General features: G+C 57.5%; 22 protein-coding genes and 5 pseudogenes. 15 read left to right on the top strand and 12 right to left on the bottom strand.

What is annotated here, in order from left to right:
- The first annotated feature begins 406 nt into the window (after nucleotides 1–406).
- Nucleotides 407–868, top strand: a complete 462-nt coding sequence (locus AAFG16_RS18015; RefSeq protein WP_342740040.1) for a TauD/TfdA family dioxygenase — start codon at nucleotides 407–409, stop codon at nucleotides 866–868.
- 297 nt (nucleotides 869–1,165) lie between these two features.
- On the opposite strand, the pseudogene AAFG16_RS18010 reads toward AAFG16_RS18015, so the two are convergent.
- From AAFG16_RS18010 to AAFG16_RS17990, 5 genes and pseudogenes are all read right to left on the bottom strand, one after another.
- Nucleotides 1,166–1,467, bottom strand: a pseudogene (locus tag AAFG16_RS18010) (HU family DNA-binding protein).
- A gap of 176 nt (nucleotides 1,468–1,643) precedes the next feature.
- Entirely contained in the window at nucleotides 1,644–1,940 is a 297-nt protein-coding gene (locus tag AAFG16_RS18005; protein WP_342740039.1) for a hypothetical protein, read from the bottom strand.
- Between the two features lie 34 nt (nucleotides 1,941–1,974).
- A complete protein-coding gene (locus AAFG16_RS18000) occupies nucleotides 1,975–2,256 on the bottom strand; it encodes a DUF2274 domain-containing protein (RefSeq protein ID WP_342740038.1) in 282 nt (93 codons plus the stop codon).
- Nucleotides 2,257–2,325: 69 nt separating this feature from the next.
- A complete protein-coding gene (locus AAFG16_RS17995; RefSeq protein ID WP_342740037.1) occupies nucleotides 2,326–2,526 on the bottom strand; it encodes a hypothetical protein in 201 nt (66 codons plus the stop codon).
- Nucleotides 2,527–2,553: 27 nt separating this feature from the next.
- Nucleotides 2,554–2,838 (bottom strand): helix-turn-helix transcriptional regulator, encoded by a 285-nt coding sequence (locus AAFG16_RS17990; protein ID WP_342740036.1) that lies wholly within the window; start codon nucleotides 2,836–2,838, stop codon nucleotides 2,554–2,556.
- Between the two features lie 547 nt (nucleotides 2,839–3,385).
- Between AAFG16_RS17990 and AAFG16_RS17985 the strand changes: the two are divergent.
- Nucleotides 3,386–4,146 (top strand): annotated as a pseudogene (locus AAFG16_RS17985) (IS5 family transposase).
- Nucleotides 4,147–4,533: 387 nt separating this feature from the next.
- Nucleotides 4,534–4,866, top strand: a complete 333-nt coding sequence (locus AAFG16_RS17980; protein WP_342740035.1) for a hypothetical protein — start codon at nucleotides 4,534–4,536, stop codon at nucleotides 4,864–4,866.
- A gap of 64 nt (nucleotides 4,867–4,930) precedes the next feature.
- Here the strand turns inward: AAFG16_RS17980 and AAFG16_RS17975 are convergent.
- Nucleotides 4,931–6,249, bottom strand: a pseudogene (locus AAFG16_RS17975) (IS1182 family transposase).
- 184 nt (nucleotides 6,250–6,433) lie between these two features.
- Here AAFG16_RS17975 and AAFG16_RS17970 point away from each other — a divergent pair.
- The 4 genes from AAFG16_RS17970 to AAFG16_RS17955 all read left to right on the top strand — a co-directional run bounded on the left by AAFG16_RS17970 (nucleotide 6,434) and on the right by AAFG16_RS17955 (nucleotide 8,396).
- A complete protein-coding gene (locus AAFG16_RS17970) occupies nucleotides 6,434–6,802 on the top strand; it encodes a recombinase family protein (RefSeq protein ID WP_342740034.1) in 369 nt (122 codons plus the stop codon).
- Complete coding sequence (locus tag AAFG16_RS17965) at nucleotides 6,754–7,800, top strand: recombinase family protein (RefSeq protein WP_342740033.1); 1,047 nt, start codon at nucleotides 6,754–6,756, stop codon at nucleotides 7,798–7,800. Before AAFG16_RS17970 ends, AAFG16_RS17965 begins: the two co-directional genes overlap by 49 nt.
- A 47-nt stretch (nucleotides 7,801–7,847) precedes the next feature.
- On the top strand, nucleotides 7,848–8,093 hold the full coding sequence (locus AAFG16_RS17960; RefSeq protein ID WP_342740032.1) for a hypothetical protein: 246 nt from the start codon (nucleotides 7,848–7,850) through the stop codon (nucleotides 8,091–8,093).
- Between the two features lie 117 nt (nucleotides 8,094–8,210).
- Nucleotides 8,211–8,396 carry a hypothetical protein gene (locus AAFG16_RS17955; protein WP_342740931.1) on the top strand — a complete coding sequence of 62 codons (186 nt, stop codon included), beginning with the start codon at nucleotides 8,211–8,213 and terminating at the stop codon, nucleotides 8,394–8,396.
- A gap of 88 nt (nucleotides 8,397–8,484) precedes the next feature.
- Here AAFG16_RS17955 and AAFG16_RS17950 read toward each other — a convergent pair whose 3' ends face one another.
- The 3 genes from AAFG16_RS17950 to AAFG16_RS17940 form a co-directional block, all read right to left on the bottom strand.
- Entirely contained in the window at nucleotides 8,485–8,670 is a 186-nt protein-coding gene (locus tag AAFG16_RS17950) for a hypothetical protein (protein WP_342740031.1), read from the bottom strand.
- 103 nt (nucleotides 8,671–8,773) lie between these two features.
- Nucleotides 8,774–8,998 (bottom strand): hypothetical protein, encoded by a 225-nt coding sequence (locus AAFG16_RS17945; protein ID WP_342740029.1) that lies wholly within the window; start codon nucleotides 8,996–8,998, stop codon nucleotides 8,774–8,776.
- Between the two features lie 516 nt (nucleotides 8,999–9,514).
- Entirely contained in the window at nucleotides 9,515–9,778 is a 264-nt protein-coding gene (locus AAFG16_RS17940) for a hypothetical protein (RefSeq protein ID WP_342740028.1), read from the bottom strand.
- Between the two features lie 641 nt (nucleotides 9,779–10,419).
- On the opposite strand from AAFG16_RS17940, the gene AAFG16_RS17935 reads away from it, so the two are divergent.
- Nucleotides 10,420–10,701 carry a DUF2285 domain-containing protein gene (locus AAFG16_RS17935; protein ID WP_342740027.1) on the top strand — a complete coding sequence of 94 codons (282 nt, stop codon included), beginning with the start codon at nucleotides 10,420–10,422 and terminating at the stop codon, nucleotides 10,699–10,701.
- 346 nt (nucleotides 10,702–11,047) lie between these two features.
- Here the strand turns inward: AAFG16_RS17935 and AAFG16_RS17930 are convergent, their stop codons facing one another.
- On the bottom strand, nucleotides 11,048–11,773 hold the full coding sequence (locus AAFG16_RS17930) for a hypothetical protein (protein WP_342740026.1): 726 nt from the start codon (nucleotides 11,771–11,773) through the stop codon (nucleotides 11,048–11,050).
- Between the two features lie 644 nt (nucleotides 11,774–12,417).
- Nucleotides 12,418–12,909 (bottom strand): Lrp/AsnC family transcriptional regulator, encoded by a 492-nt coding sequence (locus tag AAFG16_RS17925; RefSeq protein WP_342740930.1) that lies wholly within the window; start codon nucleotides 12,907–12,909, stop codon nucleotides 12,418–12,420.
- 1,207 nt (nucleotides 12,910–14,116) lie between these two features.
- Between AAFG16_RS17925 and AAFG16_RS17920 the strand changes: the two are divergent.
- The 3 genes and pseudogenes from AAFG16_RS17920 to AAFG16_RS17910 all read left to right on the top strand — a co-directional run.
- A pseudogene (locus tag AAFG16_RS17920) lies at nucleotides 14,117–14,771 on the top strand (polysaccharide deacetylase family protein); the annotation flags it as partial.
- A 515-nt stretch (nucleotides 14,772–15,286) separates the two neighbouring features.
- Nucleotides 15,287–15,496: a hypothetical protein gene (locus AAFG16_RS17915; RefSeq protein ID WP_342740025.1), complete on the top strand. Its 210-nt coding sequence runs from the start codon at nucleotides 15,287–15,289 to the stop codon at nucleotides 15,494–15,496.
- Nucleotides 15,497–15,567: 71 nt separating this feature from the next.
- The gene (locus AAFG16_RS17910) at nucleotides 15,568–15,810 is read left to right on the top strand and encodes a hypothetical protein (RefSeq protein ID WP_342740024.1); all 243 of its coding nucleotides are present in this window, start codon (nucleotides 15,568–15,570) and stop codon (nucleotides 15,808–15,810) included.
- Between the two features lie 10 nt (nucleotides 15,811–15,820).
- On the opposite strand, the gene AAFG16_RS17905 is transcribed toward AAFG16_RS17910, so the two are convergent.
- Complete coding sequence (locus AAFG16_RS17905; protein WP_342740023.1) at nucleotides 15,821–16,492, bottom strand: hypothetical protein; 672 nt, start codon at nucleotides 16,490–16,492, stop codon at nucleotides 15,821–15,823.
- 128 nt (nucleotides 16,493–16,620) lie between these two features.
- Here AAFG16_RS17905 and AAFG16_RS17900 point away from each other — a divergent pair.
- The 4 genes and pseudogenes from AAFG16_RS17900 to AAFG16_RS17885 all read left to right on the top strand — a co-directional run.
- Nucleotides 16,621–17,289, top strand: a pseudogene (locus AAFG16_RS17900) (isocitrate lyase/phosphoenolpyruvate mutase family protein); the annotation flags it as partial.
- A 260-nt stretch (nucleotides 17,290–17,549) separates the two neighbouring features.
- Complete coding sequence (locus AAFG16_RS17895) at nucleotides 17,550–18,206, top strand: glycerophosphodiester phosphodiesterase family protein (RefSeq protein ID WP_342740022.1); 657 nt, start codon at nucleotides 17,550–17,552, stop codon at nucleotides 18,204–18,206.
- A 65-nt stretch (nucleotides 18,207–18,271) separates the two neighbouring features.
- Nucleotides 18,272–18,832: a hypothetical protein gene (locus tag AAFG16_RS17890; protein WP_342740021.1), complete on the top strand. Its 561-nt coding sequence runs from the start codon at nucleotides 18,272–18,274 to the stop codon at nucleotides 18,830–18,832.
- 87 nt (nucleotides 18,833–18,919) lie between these two features.
- Entirely contained in the window at nucleotides 18,920–19,174 is a 255-nt protein-coding gene (locus AAFG16_RS17885; RefSeq protein WP_342740020.1) for a hypothetical protein, read from the top strand.
- The last annotated feature ends 447 nt before the right edge of the window (nucleotides 19,175–19,621 follow it).

Raw genomic sequence — 19,621 nt, 5'->3', positions numbered from 1 at the left:
GAGCAGCGCGTACGGCCTCAATAGAGCTAAAAGCGCCCCGACACATTGGTGGCTCCCGAAATGGAGTGAGATGCGATGACGACCATGACCTGCGCATGCGCATAAAGCCGCAACTCTTCAGCTGAACACACATAGAACTGGGCTCGGCTGCCCGCGGAATCAACCTACGCGGCTGCGGATGCACGCGTCTTAAACAGAGATCCGGCTTACGATGACTGATACTACGCTCGGGGCAGCTCACGTCGCACTCGATTCCTACGGCGGGGCTCCTTACCCATCCGGGGGTCCAAACGCCGGAATAGATCTGATCGATCCGACCAAGGAAAAGATCGTTGCCGGTAACGATTCCAGGGCGCCGCGTTGGCTCCAGAGGCTTGCAGGACCGGCCTTGACGTTCTGATCAAAAGTGCGAAAGATTCTGGACAGTACCTTTCGGGCTCCGGAAGGACAGACCGCGACCGCCGATTTCATCGAGAAAAACAAGCGACGGCCGCTCGTCAGCGAGCATCCGCTGGTTCGGGTGATTCCAGAAACAGGCGAGCGGGTTCTGTTTGTGAGCCCAAGCTTCCTTAAATCAATTTCCGGCCTCAGCCCGCGGGAGAGCCAGCATCTTCTCGAGTTGCTGTTCGAGCACGTCTCGCGCCCAGAATTTACCGTTCGCTTCCGCTGGCATCCCAACAGCATCGCCTTCTGGGACAATCGGACGACATCTCACCTTGCGCCGCGCGACATCATCAGCCTCGACTTCGACCGGCAGCTCTATCGGATCACGTTACGCGGCGAGGTGCCTGTCGGGGTCGACGGAAAACCATCCACTTCGATCGAAGGCGAGCCGGTCGATGCGTACTCGTCAGAAAACGTCCATTGAGCGAGACTGCAGTGATCGGCTGCGCCGGGCACCCTTGCGCACACTTCGATTGCTAACAAACCGAAGGAGTACCAGCCGGGCCATTGCCGGCTGGTCTTATCAGGCGTCTCTGGCGTGAAGCCTGCGCCTACTGATCTCAAGCAGTCGCCGGGGTGGGTCTAACTCCCGCGGCCTTGGGCAACCTGACTGGTTTTGATCTCGATCGCCGGTTTCCGCGCCACCTCATCGACACCAATGGCACGCATGGCGTCGCCGGTTCGTTTCAAGCTAATATTTGCGCGGAGAGCGGCGATCTCGTCATACCGCGACTGCGTCCTTGGCGACCTTGAGCGGTGACGCTTTTACCGATTGCTCGCCGGCTTGGCCGCGAATTCCATCGGCTCCTTTGTGAAGGGATTAATTCCGCTGCGGGCTTCAATAGCGGGTTTGTTCACGACTGACATCTTGACGAAGCCGGGAATGACGAACTCACCGGACTGGTTCAACTCCTTGTAGCCTACAGTCGCCAACTGCTCGATGACGACTTTTACGTCAGCCTTGGAAATCTGCGTTCCTTGAGCAATCGCGTCAATGAGCTGGTTCTTGGTCATCTTGGCCATGATAAATTCCTTTAAGAGGCGCAGAACATTCAAATACGTAAATTACGTTGATTCTCCAACGTTTGTCCGAGCACGGCAAAAGCCGCACGAATTCGAGCTGCGGCCAAATTGATCGTTTTTTCGATAAGAGCTTTCAATACGGAGCCTATCATTCCGCGCCTCGGAAAGGGGGCGCGCTACTGGTCGGATTGAATATTCACCAACATCTCGCCGGCCACGATTTCGGGATCTCCAAGATGGAGATCATGCAGACTCGCTTGAACGAACTCCAAGAGCTTTTTGTTCGCTTCATTGGCGCTTTCGCGATCCTCGAATATCATCACAGCGACACCGACACCTTCAACTCCGTCAAGGACATAGTATGACTTGAATCCCTGCGATTCCCCTTGGATGTGACCGATGCCGCTTCTCGCGCGGCGGGCGGCATCCGCAACCGATCGAACCTTGGTGTACTTGCGAATGACCATGTACATTGAACCACCACGCGTCTCATTTCTATCCTACAGATCAAAGCATATCAGATCGGCACGTTGCTTTTTTGGAGTCCTCCTCGTGCCCTCGTCTGGTAATCTGATGCGCGCGCCGAGCTTTCAAGAAGTTTCTGTCCGTCGCCATGAACCGGGCGACCATCGGGGCAATTAGTTTCACCGGGTCGCTGATCGGTTGTCCGGTCTCGGCTGCCAAAATTTCGGAATAAAAAGAGAGATCCCGACGCACGCTTGCCGGCAACTCGAGCGTCACTTTGACCGGCTTGTCGTCCTCGATCGCTTCCAACTTGAGCTTGGCCATCGCCTCATCCTCTGTAGCGCTCGAGTACGAGGTCGTGATTCACAAGCATACGCACCATCCTATCGTTCATCAGGCCCGCTCCCCATGCCTGAGGCTCGGCGCCGGGCCGAGCGTATTATTGATGCCATCACTCTGCACGACAACTTCTCCGAGGATTGCGATCCATGGCGTGAGCACGATTTCGCCAGTCTGAAAGTCCTCTTCCATGGGCATGACGATGGCTTCGCCCGATCCATCGGACCCATCTGTTACGAAACGCATCATCACCATTATACTTGCCGAAGAATACTAGGTCATTCAACGCGCCTTTTTGGCGTCGACCTTAGAACGCTCCCGGGGACGGCGTCCACTCCTTAACGGCTTCGGCGGTTGCTCGCCAGGCGCTGGTTTGCGTAGCAGCTCGGAGACATGAACCTCAAGCACTGCCGCAAACCGATCCAAGACCCCAACGGTCGGGTTCTCTTCTGCCCGCTCTAACCGTCCAACGTAGCTGCGGTCGACCTCCGCATCGGCAGCCAGTGCTTCCTGGGACAAGCTCCGCAGAACACGGAGTTTCCAAGCCACTAGTTGTCGCCCCTCCATAGAGCAAAGCAACCACCCAGCAGCATATCAAACCACGGTATATAGTGTCCTGATTACTTTATTGATCTCAACAACGAGTCATTGGAGCGAATGTCGCCAAACATCGCTTGCGACATTTGTCACGTGAGCCCCGCAATGAATCAGACCCGAAATCAAAGTGCTAGTTTTCGACAGAACAGGCATGGATGACAGTTGTCGGTCGCTTTTCTATTCCTAATATTTTACGGATCAGCTGCACATCCTGAGAACAAGATCGACATCATCGGGAATAGGCTGGGAATGCCTGTATCTGATTTGGATGCTGAAAACAGGTGGCTTTCATTGCCGTGATCTGCAGCGCCCCGATGATTATGAACTGAATCAACAGTGTCAACGACGGGCCGACGAGGAAATAGATTTTAGATTCGCAGAGAATTTCCCCGGCCGCCCTATCGCTATGATCCGATACATGTTCATCACTGGAGCGTTGCAGCAAGACTAGGGTCTGTACCTAGTTAGCGAACTCTGATTCCCTCGCAGCGGGTTGATTCCACGCGGGGGGACTTCGATGCGCAAAGGACTGTTCTGGCTCAACGACAAGCAATGGGCTCTGATAGAGCCGCATCTGCCAACGAACCAGACCGGACCGGTGCGCGACGACGATCGACGCGTCATCAGCGGTATCATTCACATGCTTCAGTGCGGCGCACGCTGGCGCGATTGCCCGCCCGACTATGGTCCCTACACGACGATCTACAATCGTTTCAATCGCTGGGCCAAGCGCGGACATTGGCGGGCGATCTTTGAAGCGCTCGCCCGCTGCGGCAAAGACGGCGTGACTTTGTCCATCGACTCCACCACGATCAAAGCGCATCGCTCGGCGAGCGGCGGAAAAGGGGGGAGCATGAGCAAGCGATCGGCCGCTCGCGCGGCGGGCGGACCGCGAAAATCCACGCGCTGAGCGACCCTGACTGCAGACCTTGCGCATTTCATCTCACTCCAGGCTAGGACGCTGATATTGCCGCAGCGCCAGCCCTTTTGGAACTCGCGCCACCCATGTCTGCCCTCATTGGCGACAAAGGGTACGACGGCGACGGCTTTCGAGCCGAAATCGTCGATCGTGGTGCCAAGCCCGTCATTCCAAACAAATCCAACAGGGTCACTCTCCACAGCTTCAGCAAACGCGCCTACAAGGGGCGCAACGTCATCGAGCGCTGTTTCTGCCGCCTCAAGGATTTCAGGCGTGTCGCAACTCGCTACGACAAACTAGCCAGGAACTTCTTGGCTGCCATCCATCTCGCCGCCATCGTTGCCTATTGGATCAATTGAGTCCGAGCCCTAAATCGTTACAACCGCAATACGGGCTATCTGGGTTTGCCCCGGGCGCGACAAGTATGCGCGCATCGCTTCCCGACGGCTCCTTAATTCAATTCACCGATATGCGCCGCTGGCAGCCTAGACTGTCCCAAGTTAGCACATGAACACGCATGCTAAGAATTCCCTGGAGGCCGTATTAGACGAGGTGGTCTCCTTCGTATTCAAAGAGACTCACCTTCTCGCCAACGAGGTGGTCCTGCGGCAAGAACGAGGGAGGCTGACACCGGCTGGTATCGGCCACGTCTTTGAGAAGCGCATGAACCGGGTCATTGAGCATCTGGCTGGGCCGCCCGAGCTCTATCTCTTGCGCAAAGACCAGGAACCGCTGCCGGCAGACAATTGTCCGCAGGCGATAATGCGCGAGGGCTTCGCGGCATTTCGCCGGGCTCGAACATCGGTATTATGGGCACATCTGTTTATGGCGGGCTCATCGATTCAGCTCCTCCGGGCGACTCATTCTGGAAGATGGTCGACAAGGCCGACATCAAGACCCGCGTCTACAACAAGAATGCCAGCAATGAGAAGAAGGTCGACGTGGCGATCACCACGGCCATGATGGATGACGCGTTCAACATCATCGACAAGGACAACGACGATATCCTGCTGGTTGCCTCGTCAGAAGCGGACGAAAGAGCTGCGCCGGACATGTCGTCTACGGGCCGATTCTGTTGAAAAAAGGCCGGTAGTATTCGGCGTAATAGCTCCGTCGCGACATGGCCGAACTGCTCGACCGACCCTATGCGAGCCTCGGGGTAGGCATCGGGATCAGCTTGGCCATCTTTCGAAGGTTTTGGGCGGTGGCTGCGAGGATGAACTCGTCGCGCGCGCCGTTTGGACCTCGTAGAATGCGCTTGAGGTGCGCGAACAACATCTCGATTTTCTTGCGGAGCCGGCGCGAGGTGCCTCCCTCCCACGATCTCGCGATCTGGCGCGCCATGTCGCGAGCGCCCTCGTAGATCGAGCGCGGCACTCTCCGTGAAGCCTGCTTGGGGCAACACCGAGCCTTCAATGCGCATCGATCACAATCGCGCTTACTGGCGAGGTAAAGCATGGTGGCACCATCATTCACCAGCGTTCCGGTCGTGGTAAGAACTTTGCCACCAGGGCAACGATAGATGTCCCCAGCATGGTCATAGGTGAAGTCGTCGCGCGAGAAGAGCCCGTCTGTGCGGGCCGACTTGTCGAAGACTGTAACGTGCGGCTCGATGCCGTGCTCATAGACCAGCCAGGCGAGCATCTCGGCCGAACCATAGGCGCTGTCACCGAGGAGCCGGCTCGGATAGAGATCAAACCGCTCCAGCGAGCGCTCAATCATGCGCTTGGCGGCTAATACCTCCGCCTGCCGGATTGCCGTCGTTGCCTCAACATCGACGATGATCGCGTTCTCGATGTCGACCAGATAGTTCGTCGAATAGGCGAAAAACGCTTGGCCGCCGTGCGCCCCCGTCCAGCGCGCCGCCGGATCGGAAGGCGATACGAACTTCGGGGTAACCTCGGTCTCAGCTCCGAAAGCGGCATCATCAAGAACAGCCAGATACTTATCGATTGCTCGGCCGGCAGCCTCCGGCGGAAGTCCCTTGTCGCCTTCGATTCCCTTCTGCCGATTGGCATCGGCCTTGATTAGGCTCGCATGGACTGCAAATCCTTCACCGCCGACCAGTCGTTCTTCGATGCAGCGGCGCAACACGCTCTCGAACACGCGACGGAAGAGGTCGCTCTGCCGGAAGCGGCCGTGCCTGTTCTTGGAGAATGTCGAATGCTCCGGCACCGCCCCATCCAGACCGAGCCTGCAAAACCACCGGTAGGCCAAATTGAGGTGAGGCGCCGCTCCGATCGGATGCCGAAGCAGTAACCGATCAGGAGCATCCGGATCACCAGCTCGGGATCGATCGAAGGTCGACCGATGCTGCTGTAGAAAGGCGCCAGGTCCCGCCGGACCTGTTCAAGATCGACAAACCTGTCAATCAACCACAGCAAGTGATCAGTCGGGATATGTCTTTCGAGCGAGAAGTCATAGAACAACGTGGCCTGTTCGACTTGCCGATGCCCCATCATGATCTTCAGTCCTGCCAATTAGACAGACTAAATCACTGATATCTCTGCGTCGCAACAGCCGCCTTTTTCAAGAGAATCGGCCCAAAAGCGCAAGCCCGCTTTCCTCTGCAGCTCGCCTCGCACGCCGCAACGTGCTCTCCAGAAATACGACATAGCAGTTGACTCTTTCTGAAAACACTTTCCGATGGCGCGCGGACTTGATGATGTGCCTAAATCGTTTCCGATGCGCAATACGGTGCGGCGCGATATCGCCGTGGGGAGGCAACATGGGAACGCCCTTGTTGTACACGCGAAACGTCTGCCTCAGTCGCAAAAAGCGCTACGGGCGGCGCAGTATGTCCGCATGTCGACGGATTACCAGCAATACTCGATTGAGAATCAGGCAGTGGTCATCGCGACCTACGCCGAACTTCACAAGCTAACCATCGTCCGCACCTATCGTGACGAGGGAGAAAGCGGCCTCAAAATCGAAAACCGGGGGGCCTTACCGAACTGGTTGAAGACGTGCAATCGGGGCGCGCTGACTTCGCTCATCTGCTTGTCTTTGACGTGAGCCGGTGGGGACGCTTTCAGGACGTTGACGAGAGCGCGCACTACGAGTTCATCTGCCGCAAGGCGGGGGTCAAGGTTGCTTATTGCGCGGAGCAATTCGAGAATGACGGAAGCCTTCTCGCCAGCATCATGAAGAATATTAAGAGAGTGATGGCGGCTGAGTTCAGTCGGGAACTCTCCGCCAAAGTTTTCGCAGGGTCAGTCCGACTGACGCATCGCGGCTTCAAAATGGGCGGCCCTGCGGCTTACGCGTTGCAACGACGTCTCGTCGACGATCAATGCAGGCCGAAGGGCATTTTAACGATCGGCCAGCGCAAATCTTTGCTTACCGACCATGTCAAGCTCATCCCCGGCGCGCCCAATCAAGTCGAGATCGTGAATTGGATTCTCCACGAATATCTCCGTCACAAATCGCAGGCCGCCATTGCCCGAGAGCTCAACGAGCGAGGGATCTTGAATAGCCAGGGAAGACCGTGGCTTGGAAAGGCTGTCGGTGACCTCCTCCGGAACGAAGCTTATATCGGCGTTCTGACCTACAATCGCAAAAGCAGGAAACTTGGCGCCAAGGTCACGCGCAACCCGAGGGAGCTCTGGATCAGAAAAGAGAATGCCATCGAACCTATCGTCCATCGCGACGCATTCCGGCGCGCGCAAAAGATTATGGGTGAGGCGCGCGTCAGCATTCCCGAAGAGGAAATGTTGCTTCGGCTTCGTAAGGTCCTGATGAAGAAGGGCAGGCTTAGTAAGACGATCATCAATTCAAGTCCAGGCCTGCCGTCCATGTCCTCGTATCTTTTGCACTTCGGCGCGTGCGGAATATCTATCGTCTCATCGGGTACAACGGCTATCAAGGATGGTTTGACAAATACGCCGCGCACCAACGATGGGCCGCCCTTCAGCTTAGCAATGCTGCTCGCCTTCGAGATGCCTTCGAGAGACTTGGTCGCCGTGCCATCCTCAATGCTTCGACTGAATGTCTTCGAATCGATGATGCCGTGAATGTCGTCTTTCGGGTCGCGAGATGCCGGAACTATGAAAACCGGCCCTTGCGCTGGACGCTGCAATACCGCGTGAGGTGGCCGAAGGGATGGGTTGTCGCGGTTCGGCTGGACGAGAAGAACGAAGCGATCTTCGACTATGTCTTGATGCCATCGGCGTGGCTCACCTTCAATCGTCGCATGTTCTGGTTCTCCAAGGAAGTCCATAGGGGCCGCACCATAAACCGATTTGACACGTTCGAAGCGCTGTCACGCTTCCTCATCGAATGCGTCGGCAAGGAAAAGCCTTCGTGAGTCTAACACCGCAGTCGAAAAAGCCGCTGAAGGCGGCAACTCGCCACGCGACATCGCAGCTGCCTTCAAGAAAGGCGTGCCCCGGGGCCACGTGGCGGCGCCTGGAACGCCTCGACCATTGACGGTAGCCGCAAGCGCCTGAACGGCATCCTTCAGAATGAGCTGTACGCCGGGCGGGCATCATCTAGAACCGCCAAAAGGTTCATCAAAATACCGGAGACCGGGAAGCGCACCAGCCGCGAAAATCCGCGCGAGCAGTGGATGACTGCTGATAAAGATCTGCACGCGCATGAAGGAAACTGATCTCTGTGATAACCGGCGCACGGCGCCGCGCGAAGCGATTGAAGCCACTTCTAAAGGACATCGAGGAGATACTCGCGGTCTGCTGAGATCACGCGTCGGTTTCTTCAAGCTCGGCGATCCGCTTGCGCAGCGCGGTGACTTGGCGGCGCAGCTTCCATATCTCGTCGCCGGCCCAATAGGCGCCGCGCTGGGCGATTTCCTTGCGAACGTCGTCCGCTTCCGCGATCTCGCGGCGGATGATGCTGTCAAAGGCTTCGATGATCAGGTCTCGCACGGGTTATTACCACCTTGTGCCGGGGCCATCAGATGCCGGCTTTTGCCGGCCGCGTTGCTCAAATGCGTAGAGCGCTCCCTACGGGGCGCTCTACGATCGTCAGTTACGCCTTCGGCAAACTGCCGGCGCGCAAGATGGCTTCGCATCTTGCTCGGACGCTTTGATGCTCGGTGCGCATGTGCATCGAGTAGATTTCCTCAAGCCCAAGGAAGACGTCTTCAACCGCTTCGGAGCCGCGTGCATTTTCGAGATCCTTTTCGACCCGTGCCAAAATCTTCAACTCTTTGGCGCAAGCTCTGTCTGCCTTCTGTTTTGTTACCGCTTTCACTGTCGTTTTCCCCGTCGATCTTTCTGAGATCGAGATAGTCGTCCGGAGCCAGAAATAAGCAACGACAGGCGCTCCCTCGGAGCCTTTAGGCTTGCGCCACTGGACATACGCGCGAGGACTCAGGACTTTGGGGAAAACGATTACGCCTGCCGTACGAGGTTTTCTGGACCTCATTGCGACAATAGGAAATGGTATTCGGCCATGTCAACGTTTAAGTTGTATTGTTTTGCATAACACGTATTGAGTCATTTATTATATCGACACACACAAAGGTGAGGAAGAAACGATAGCACTCGAACCGAAGACGGTCCTAGTCTGTCGTGGGGGCATCGAATTCATCGGCTGAGAAGGTTTCAACCTTCGCCGGGCGGACATTGGGCGTTTGCTTACTGCGTCATTGCCCGGCTTCTAAATCCAGAAGGTTTTCGCAAAAGGTGTCGCCGCTCTCGATCGCCGCGTTCAGGATCAGTTCCGCCAGGCGGCCGGGTTTAAGCGAGTGTCGCGCCGCAAGGCGCGTCAGAAGGTCGGCATTCTGGACCGCGACACGATAGACGCGGACCCTGGCTGCTTCCTGTCGCGCCCAGCCTGCCCCAACAGCTGGGTATTGCAGCGTTTGCACAGTTCGAAGATGCGCGGCGCTTGGTTTGCCGACAGTCCGATGTCGAGCGCGATTTCGCGCGCCGTCATTTTCTTCGCTTCGGCAAGGTGGCGGACCCACGCGATACGGTCGTCTTTCCATTCGATCCGCCTACCGACAGAGCCAAAGTCAGGCTTCAACATCGGCAACCACCTTTAACAGTTTAGTCCGGAGGGCCGCTGCTTCCGGATCGGCGCGTGGACGTTCTGCGGTATGCTTCATGCGACGGTTAGCCCGGTGGGCAGTTTGGACGTGGGCGGGTAGCATTCGGTGACTACCTCGCCGCAGAAGCATTGCGCAATGCCTTCCGGCCGCTGTGTGGGCTAGCGGCAGCGCCAGATCGTGCATTCGGCCTTCCAAGCGGGCCAGTCGCGCTGGCGGCGCCACGCCTCGTAATCGTCGGCCGTCGCGCGACCGCCGGCTCCTCCCAAGCGGCCTGGATGCCGGCGCCGGCCGCGTCGAATATCTCGGCAGTGCCGCTCCAGCGATCCTCCTCTGGCGAGCTGCTAGGCGACGATCGGTCGGGCCGAGGAATAGTGATTGTGGACCGCGGGCAAAGCCTGCAGCGCCATAGTAGCAAGGCGGCTACGTTGGGATGCATGACGTGCGAGCGCGTACAACAGGAACTGATTGGCTGCTAGTCGGCGCTATCATCGGCGCACCGGTCGGTTTCATCATCAATGTCAGCCGCCGGCTATTCGGGTGATCCTGCACCGGTCACGCCGCCGACACAAACACCGGGGAATATATCCCGGTGTCACAACCAATGGTCGCGGGGAAGCCAATGCCGCCTCTGCTCAATCCAGTTCTCGCCAATCTAGCGCCCTCTGGGTCCGACCTTACCGTGTACGATGAAGAGCACATGACCACGTATTGGCGCCTGCTCGACGCCAATGCCGAAGGCGCTGACTGGCGCGAGGTATCGCGAATCGTCCTTGGTATCGACCCAGACCGCGAGCCCAAGCGGGCCCGGCAGGCGTTTGAAACCCATCTTGGGCGCGCGCTATGGATGGCCAACAGCGGATACCGTCAACTGCTGCGAGGCGGGCCTTCGAAGGCTCCGTAACGGCAGAGCGCGGACAGTCTCTCGAGCAAAACGGCCGGCGGAGGTCATCCACCGCCGGCCATCTTACGCTGCCTTGGGCTGGGGGGCTGATTAGGCAGCGATAACAGTGGCTGCAAGCCTGCCGAACGGCGGTTAATAACCCACTAACCGATTCGGGCGGGCTCCGGATCATTCAAAGGCGGAAATGGGCGGACTTGCGTCTTCAGGCGAGCCCCATTGTAATCGGCATTCAGCGCAGCATGGACCTGGGGCGGCCAAAATGTTCGGATGGGGACGATCAAAGAAGTCGGTTCTGGCCTCTGCCGAAGAGGCTATAGGCGATCTCTTCGAACCTCTGACGCTCCTGTCAGCCCTCAACAGGCTGCTTCCGCTGTACCTCAAGGAAACCGATGAAGGCCGGTTGGTTTACCCTGCCTGCAAGCGTGGACTGGGCGACGTCGACGGGAATGTGCATGCCATCTGGGAGCACACGGGGCTCGAAGCCTGCCGCTACGTGATGATGGTGCCGCGGCGCGACGTAGATCTTTTGGTTAGCGCCGTCCGCCAGGCCGAAATGATGGATGCCTTTCTCAGGCAGGCTCCGCACGAAGAAAAGCGCCCAATAGTTTGCGATGCAAGCGGCCAGCTGCAGAGCATTCGACGTAGCGATATCGCCGACGTGCGGCGTTTCGCTGTGATCGCGATCGGCATGTTTCAAAAAATTGGACGTTTCGCGGAAGACCTTAAGGAGCGCTTGTTTGTAGTCGGGTTTGATGAGCTTGCTCCAGTCCATCGCCAGTTCTTTAGGCGGGCTGTACTGGGCAAGGTCGATCAGCAACTTGTCAGCCGACTGGATTAGCAGATGCGTGGCGAATGGGTCTTCGCCCGCCACAACCATCCGGACGGCTGCATGGATTGGGTGGCGATCTGCTTCGTCCGCGAGCTGTGAGGCGCGCCGACTAAGCACCGCGGTCCCGCACTGAAGCCGGTATTCGAGGCGGCACTCAAACGCGGCTGCGCCATCGTCGCAAAGGACCAAGTCCGCGCCATGATTTTGCCCCGGTTGTGGGGGCGACACTACACGCGCGGCCATCGGCCGGGCATGCTCCCGGCGCCGTTATCCCCGGCAAAACTCCGCCAGCGTCCGGGAGGTGTTTGACGTTGGTATGGCGTCGAGTTACTTTAGACAATTATACGTGCAATCAGATAGTTATATCCAAGTTTCAATCCCCGCAGCGGCACCATTTGACTATCCCCAGCCTTCGCTAGTCTCCGTTTCGGCGGCATCAGGTGGCCCGACTTCGCAAACGCCGCAGCCGAGTCGAATTCGGGCAGGTCCTTCGCGACTGCGTCCGAGAATACGTGGCTAAGGGTCGCCCGGCATCGCTTTGTCGTTTCGTACCGGTTCTCTTTCCATGCCGGCCAGTTGCCTCCACCTTGCGAAGCGCCGCCAGCACGTCTGATGACGTGATGGCGCCGATCTGAAGATGACCGATCTGCGGCCGGACTAGGTCGATAATCCAAGTCGGCTTGTCTAAGGTAGTCGCGCTCTTTGACCTCTCGCGCTGCTTGGCCAGATCGGCGACCGAAACGCCGGCCTCATGATCCTTCAAGATTCCGATGATCTGCCCTCACTATACTTGATACTCTGGTCCTCGTCTGGGCCAGAGCGAACTGCAAGCTGGATTAAGCCGATGGGGCCAGGGCGCCAGCGGAATTGACGGATTGAGACACCCGTCACCGATTGCTTAGTCTATTGCAGGGACGCGTCTCAACTGGAACAGCAAAGCCAGCTTTTACCCGATCCAGTACAACCATCGTCTTGAAGCCTTTGATGTCCGGGTTCTTATGGAAGAAGCGTCTAGTGAACTCCTCATAATCCTCCATGCTGTGTGCGGTAACGTATAAGATAAAGTCAGCATCGCCAGTAACGTAGAAGCCGTTGACGACTTCAGTTGATGATTTGATGGCCTTCTTAAGCCTATCAATTATATCCGAACGCTCCCGCTCCAGTGTAACCAACACAAGCATTTGTATTGGTCTTCCAACTGCCTTCGGCGAAACGATTGAGACATCGGCCTCGATGATGCCTTCCGAACGGAGCCTCTTTAGTCTTCGTTGGCATGCCGTGGCCGAAAGCCCCGCCAGTTCACCGATTGCCTCGGACGTTAGGCGGTTGTTCTTTTGCACGATCTCGAGGATACGCGCGTCTACCCGATCGTATCGCATAATCCACTCCCGCCTTGAGGTGAATTTCACCGCCCGATTCCATGCGCCCGGCGCAGGAAATCGTTCCACAGCAGTGCCGCTGTCAGGCCAGGAACCGCTCGGAGACAAAGGCAGCGCATTTACCCACCCTCGATTGCACGGCAGAGGAGAGAGCGGGCAACGCCGCCTTGTCTGTGCGAAAACAGTCCAACTTCGCCGAAGGACAAAGCTTCTGTTTAGAGAAGGTCTCTGCAAAGAACTCGACGCACGAGTGCAGAACGTTAAATATCTGCCGACGTCGGTGAAGTAGGACGACGAGCCAGAGCCCCCCGAACGGAAAGTCGTCGGGCGAGCGACAGTGAATTACAGTACGTTGCCCGACTCGCCGTCGTAGAGCACTATCAAATCTCACATCGCCCTTGTGTTAGCCGTCTGCAACGCGCGAAGCCCACTTCTGGTACGCCTCTCGGCGCGCTTTGAAGCGGTCGACGCATTTCTTGGAGCAAAGGGCCGTCCGCCACCAATAGTAGCGGATCAGCCCGAACTTTCGGCCGCACATCGCGCAGCCCTTTGCTGAACCCTGGTGAGAACCATCGAAGCTGTTGCGCATTCGTCGCCTCTTCTCGCATAGGCTGGACAGCCTCCATTTCTTCGCCGATGGCGCGTGCAATCAAATCCGCTGTTCGAATTTCTGACGGGGTCCGATCGCATAATGCGATGTTAAGCGCCCCGGAATCGCAGACGTTTTGCAGAGGCGAACCACCGAACGGAGCTTCATTACCACAGGTGCAAAGACAGGATCAGTATGCCGAGACCAATTTGGCGACTGTCCGCTCCGCGAAGTCTCGGTACTTGGCGCCCGCAGTGGCGCCCAGTGCGGACGCAAGTCTCAAGGATGCTGCCGCGGCGATAGCAGTGGCGGCGGTATCCCGGCTCGTATTTGGAATTGCTAAATCGTCAAAGTCCCAATACGCGACCAGATCCGTGGGCACGTGGTCGATCCCAGTCCAGCACGCGTGGAGCGGCCCCGGCCATACCCCCCAAGCTTCTGCGAGTCGGGGCTGTCTCTCTGCCTTTCTCCGCGAGCAATTTGGTATGGCTTGCCGAGCAGATCAGCGCGAAGCTGGACCGCACGCACGTCGCTGCTGAGCGTGAACGGGAAATGATCCAGCGAGCGGCCGAGTTGTTTGCTAAGGTGAAGGAGCTGCCGCGCTCTTCCCGCGCGTGCTTTCCAGAGACGCCTCCTCTGTCGGACTATGAAGTAGTCCTCACCTTCGATGACGGACCGCGGCCGGCGAACACGGATAAGGTGCTGGCTGCGCTCGCACAGGAATGCGCGCGAGCCACGTTCTTTCTGGTCGGCCGATCCTCGGCGGAATTTCCCGAGCTCGTGCGGCGTATGGCCACCAAGGGCCACACCGTAGCGCACCACAGCTGGTTGCATCCGATGATGTCGAAACTCTCGTTCGAGCAGGCGAAAGAGGACATCGAGCGCGGTATCGCCGCCGTCGAAATGGCGCTCAACGGCGTGTCTACCAAATGCCCTCGACGCCGTTCTTCCGATTCCCCTACTTCGACGCGACACCTGCGACGCTCGATCTCTTGCAGGCGCGCGGAATTGTCGTGTTCGGAGCTGACCTTTGGGCGAGCGATTGGGAGAACATAACTCCAGAGCAGGAGCTCACAATCCTGATCGAGCGGCTCGAGGCCGCTCGTAAGGGCATCATTCTGCTGATGATGCGCAGACGCGTACGGCGGCCATGCTGCCTGCGTTCCTGCGCTACCTGCATCAGAACGGGTATCGGATCGTGCACCTGGTGCCGGCTGCCGCCAAGAGCGCTGAAGCCCCATTGACGTCTTGGCACCACGCCTTCCCGCAGTGAAGGCGCACGAGAAGTGCCGGCGATCAACTCCTGGGGCAGAGACGGCTACGGACGACCTCGAGGCCTGATCGGGTTAGATTCGCGAAGCCTCAACGTGACGAAGCTGTTCCTACGGCACGGCGATCATGCCGCCTTGGACGCCCTTACGCCAAAGCGAACCAGGCCTCGAACCGTGGCTTATAGCATGGTGCGAATTTGGTGTCCCCTCCAGGAAATAAATGAAGCGCTGGAACAATTCCATCCTTGGCGAAGGCGCAAGATCTCTAGCGGATCCATCGTCGCGCAACTTCGGAGGCGAGCGGGAGCTGTTCTGCCCCCATTGCCTGGCGCCAGATTACGATGAAACAGCCGGTAAGCTACTGATTTGTCTTCTTCGTCCGGGTTTGCGACACGTTTATTCACGATGATTCCACCCTGTTCGTTGCGATTTGGGAGCGGCGTCCTCAAGACGATATAGGCTCGAGGGCCGCTCGCCGGTCGGTTACGCTTTTTAACTGAGTTGCCAGGAGTCGAGTATGCCCGCCCGCACCCAAAGCGCCGGTACCTCGCTTGCTGATTTCATGCGAGCCGCAAATGACGAGCTAACCAAATTCGAGCGCCGCGAGCGCGACTTTCGGAAGAAAGACCGCGACGAACGAGCCAAAGAAATGCAGTTGCCAATTGAAAAGTACGATGCCGAAGATCTGCGCGTAAGGAAGCTATCACCAATTCATAGAAAAGCTTGAGACCGGCCTCTCGGCGGTGACATGAACATGCCTCAACGTGTGTTCGATTATCAAGCTGCGATTATGTTTTTATGCGCGTTCAGGATTCCGGCCGTTCGTGGACGCGCGCGATAAGGATAGTTGCGGCTCTTCGTCCGTCATCCGCGAAAGAGTTGCGCAAATTTGATCTGCTGATCGAAGCCCCGTTGCTCAGCGTGCCTAATGAGCGATGGAGGCGCATCGAAGATGACCTGCGCGCAGCCGTGAGCCTGTTGCCACTTGGCGAGATTCACGTCATCGGCGATGAGGACCGCTCGCCTTGGGTTTCGCATTAGATGACGTTCATTAAGAGGCCGCGATGCGCCGCCGCCTCATCAGTGCGGGGTTAGCGAGCTCGTCGAGCATCTTGCGGGCAAGTTCGTCGACCGTATTGAAGTTCGCCAGCATCTGCGCGTGGAACACGATGGGCTTGGCGTTCTCCGCGAAGGGAGTGCCGCTTTCCCAAGGCGATGCCCCAGTGAGGGACGTTACCTTCACGCTCGGGAACCATTCCGTTTGAACTACCTGATCGACAGGTGCGAGCGTGCCCATCATATGCTCGAACAGGATACGCATAGCTGTACTAAAGAAGTTGAGCCGCAGCGGATTGGCGGCATCCGCCAGCGCATGCTGCGCCCCATGGTCCCGGAGAAGTCGTCGACCGCTTTCGGCCTTAGGGCAGCGAGTTGATCGTTGAGCCAAGGCAACGCTATGGCACCCCCGGATTTCGGCGCGCCGGACGCGACGCTCGTGCTTGCAATCGAAGCAACGAGACATCCGGCGCACACTGTGAAAACGCCATTTCGTTTCGTCATCAAGGATCGAGGTGAAGATGTCTCCCGCCATGCTGAGACCCAGTCCGTAGAACATTCGTACAAGCACGATATCGTAGACTTGAAAGGCCAGGTTTTTTTGACTTTCTGCGACAACGATCGGACTTTTCGGATCTAAGGGCGATAGCCGCAACTTCTGCGTCACCGAGATGGAAGAAGTGTCGCCCCGGTCAACTACCAAACCTACCAATTGATTTAAAAGAGAGAAACGGTCACTTCTCGCCGAATGAAGGTCGGTCGGGCTTCTCAGTCGGGCTGCTCGACCGGGACGCAGTCGAGCGGATCGTGGACTCGACCAATCTGCCTGTTCTGGTTGACGGTGATGGCGGCTTCGGGAATTTCAACAATGCACGCCTCCTCGCCCGCAAGCTCCGTCAACGTGGCGCTGCGGGCGTCGCACTGGAGGACAGCTGCTTTCCGAAAATGAACTCGCTCATTGGCGATCGTCATCCCCTTGCCGATATCGACGAATTCTCCGGCCGCCTGCGGGCAGTCAAGGATACAGTCGCGCAAGACTTGGTCCTCGTGGCCCGGATCGAGGCGTTGATCGCGGGGCATGGAATGGACGAAGCAATTTTGCGCGCCCACGCCTACGCTGACGCGGGTGCCGATGCGGTCCTCATTCACTCGCGAAAGAGTACCGCGGACGAGGTCCTTTCCTTCATGCGCACCTGGCAAAGCAGATTGCCCGTTGTGATCGTGCCGACGAAATACTATCGAACCCCGGTCTCTGCTTATCGTAATGCCCGCATCTCAACAGTGATCTGGGCCAACCACTCCGTGCGAGCTGCAATAGCGGCGATGCGGGAGGCCTGCCGTCGCATCATTGCTGAAGAAGGCGTTGCCGGTATCGAGCCCAATATTGCGACGCTCGACGAGCTCTTCGAACTGTTGAGGTATGACGAACTTGCCAACGCGGAAGCGCGCTATTCACCGCGATGAGCTGAGGCAATCGCGGTTCACACTGCTGCAGATCAGCCTGATCTCTCCATCTCAACGACCATCCAGTAACGGGCAAAGAGCTACCAGCTCATTTCTCTCTCGTAGAAACGCCGACACGGAGGTCGATCCGTACTCCTCTTCAAGAAGCCCTTAGACCCCACATCGCAACAGCAAACACAAGTGGCATTGGGACCGACGGAGAGCGCTCATGTCGGGGCAGGGAACAACTATGCGCAATTTTTTCCAGCATCGCCGCTAACATGAAAGGCCTGCGTGTCGGCGTCTTTCGCAACGTGTTCTCTTTCAGCGCGGGGCGCTGGTGCAGGCAGCCGGCCCGGCTCGGTTTCGTTGGAGCCATGGTTGTCGCCTCAACCGTGGCTGGCGGGTTCACTGACCATTCTATGCGTGTCGACGGGGGCACCAATGCTATTGCCGTGGAAAAGCCGAACGCGGGCAGGCAAACCCAAATCGGCGAGGTGCAACCGGCCGACAAGCCCATCACTTTACCCGTTTCCGCGTGTGGCGAGACAACCCCCAAATTTGGCTCCAATGATCCGAACGATCCAGTCGATGGCACCGTCAACAAGACGATCACGGAGTGGTTGGCGGCTGGCAATAAGGCCAATTGGAAACCCAGCTTCGGTCTGGACAGGCCAGCACTTGGCGACGCAGAGTCCGAAATCGACGCCTCCAGTTACGGGAAGGATCTTTTCCTAACCGAGGCCAAAGCCCGCGGCATCGATCCGCATCGAAAGCAGATACTGCCGCACCGCGGCTTGTTCGATAATTCCAAGGGCATTCTCGAGAACACCATTTCAGCCGCAGACAACGCGCTCAAGCACGGTTTCCATGCCGTTGAACTCGACCTTCGCGCTGATAAGAACGGCCATGTCTGGATTATGCATACACTACACTAGGGCGAGTTACCGGAGATCCGAGCAATTGCCCGATTTCAGACACCTCGACGGATGAAATCAGGAAGATGAACCTGTCGATATGGAATCCGATCACCAATGAGCGCACGCCGGCACTTGACCGCAACGGTAATCCGCAAAAGATGGAAGACCTGCAGAGTGTCATCGATTACGTTCGCGAGAAGAATAGAAACGACGAGGAATTCAACGTCATCATTGACCCCAAGGACGAGGTATCGACGATCGGGGCAGTCAAGTCGCTCTCGGCGCCCGAGAATGCGGATGTGCGCAACCATCTCGGCATAAAGATCTACTCCACCCATGTGCCGATTACGGATCGCGTCGTTGCCCGGTGGGAAAAGAAGACGACCAAAGCACTTGATGCGTTGGTGCAGGCCAATGCCACGGTCCAGCCGAACAACAGACTCAATCTGATCCCGGTCCTCATCAAGGCGGAAGACGTCCAATCCTCTTACATCGACGATGATCCGGTGACCCAGGCCGGCGATTGGCTGACCTCCTTCGATCGGCTGGGCGACCTCACCATGGTGGAAATCTGCCGTTACAAGGGAACCAACACCTTCGACGAGATGAACCAGGTAGCCACGGCGTTCCAGGCAGCAGGCTAGAAGTTCGCCCGTACACCACTCGCACTGTCCTATATCTCCGAGGCGTTCTCGGTTAATGGCCACAAGTTTTACTATAGCGCTGAAGGCGTGCCGATCACCCTGCCCGGCCGTCCGGACATGGATTTTCGCGCCACGTTCGGGGCGCTGCTGCCCTATGCCGACGTGCTGGTGTCCGACAATCCTTATTTGGAAATACTCTATGCCAACGGCTGGATCAGCGATGGCAATCATGCGGATTATACGTTCCCGATGGATTCCGGCTACAACCCTGCATCAATCATCGACGCACCGAAGCATATCACTGGCAAGCCGAGCTGGACGAAGCATCCACAGCATCAGTAAGGCTCTTGTGGCCTCCGCTTAACGATCCACGACACCGTCGGTGCGCACGCCTTACGCGAGCCCAAAACGAAATGATGAGCTGGCTAGTCGAGCAAATCCGAACGTTGAAGCCGAACAAGAGTAGGCCGCCTGCAGTTTGCGGACCGTCAGGCAAATTAAAGGAACGAAACGGCGCTCGAATTCTGATCGCCGCATTCACGCAGGAGCACGCCAAGCATGGGCACCGCGCCCCGCGGGCGCAGCACCTCCAGCGAAAACATCCCGACGATAATCTCTGTAAATTTTCATGTTCCATTCTTTAGCAATCGTAATGTCTTCGACATTGATCCGCGCATCACGGCGTACTCTTCAATAATCTTTCAGTTCGAACTGACCGCGCCAAATCGACGCCGATCGTAGCCGTGTGGCAGCCAATTCTGGCGCCAAGCATTCGGCGATGACCAGCCA

The sequence above is a fragment of the Bradyrhizobium sp. B117 genome (assembly GCF_038969555.1).
Classification (GTDB): domain Bacteria; phylum Pseudomonadota; class Alphaproteobacteria; order Rhizobiales; family Xanthobacteraceae; genus Bradyrhizobium.
This window is presented reverse-complemented; position numbering and strand designations above follow the sequence as displayed.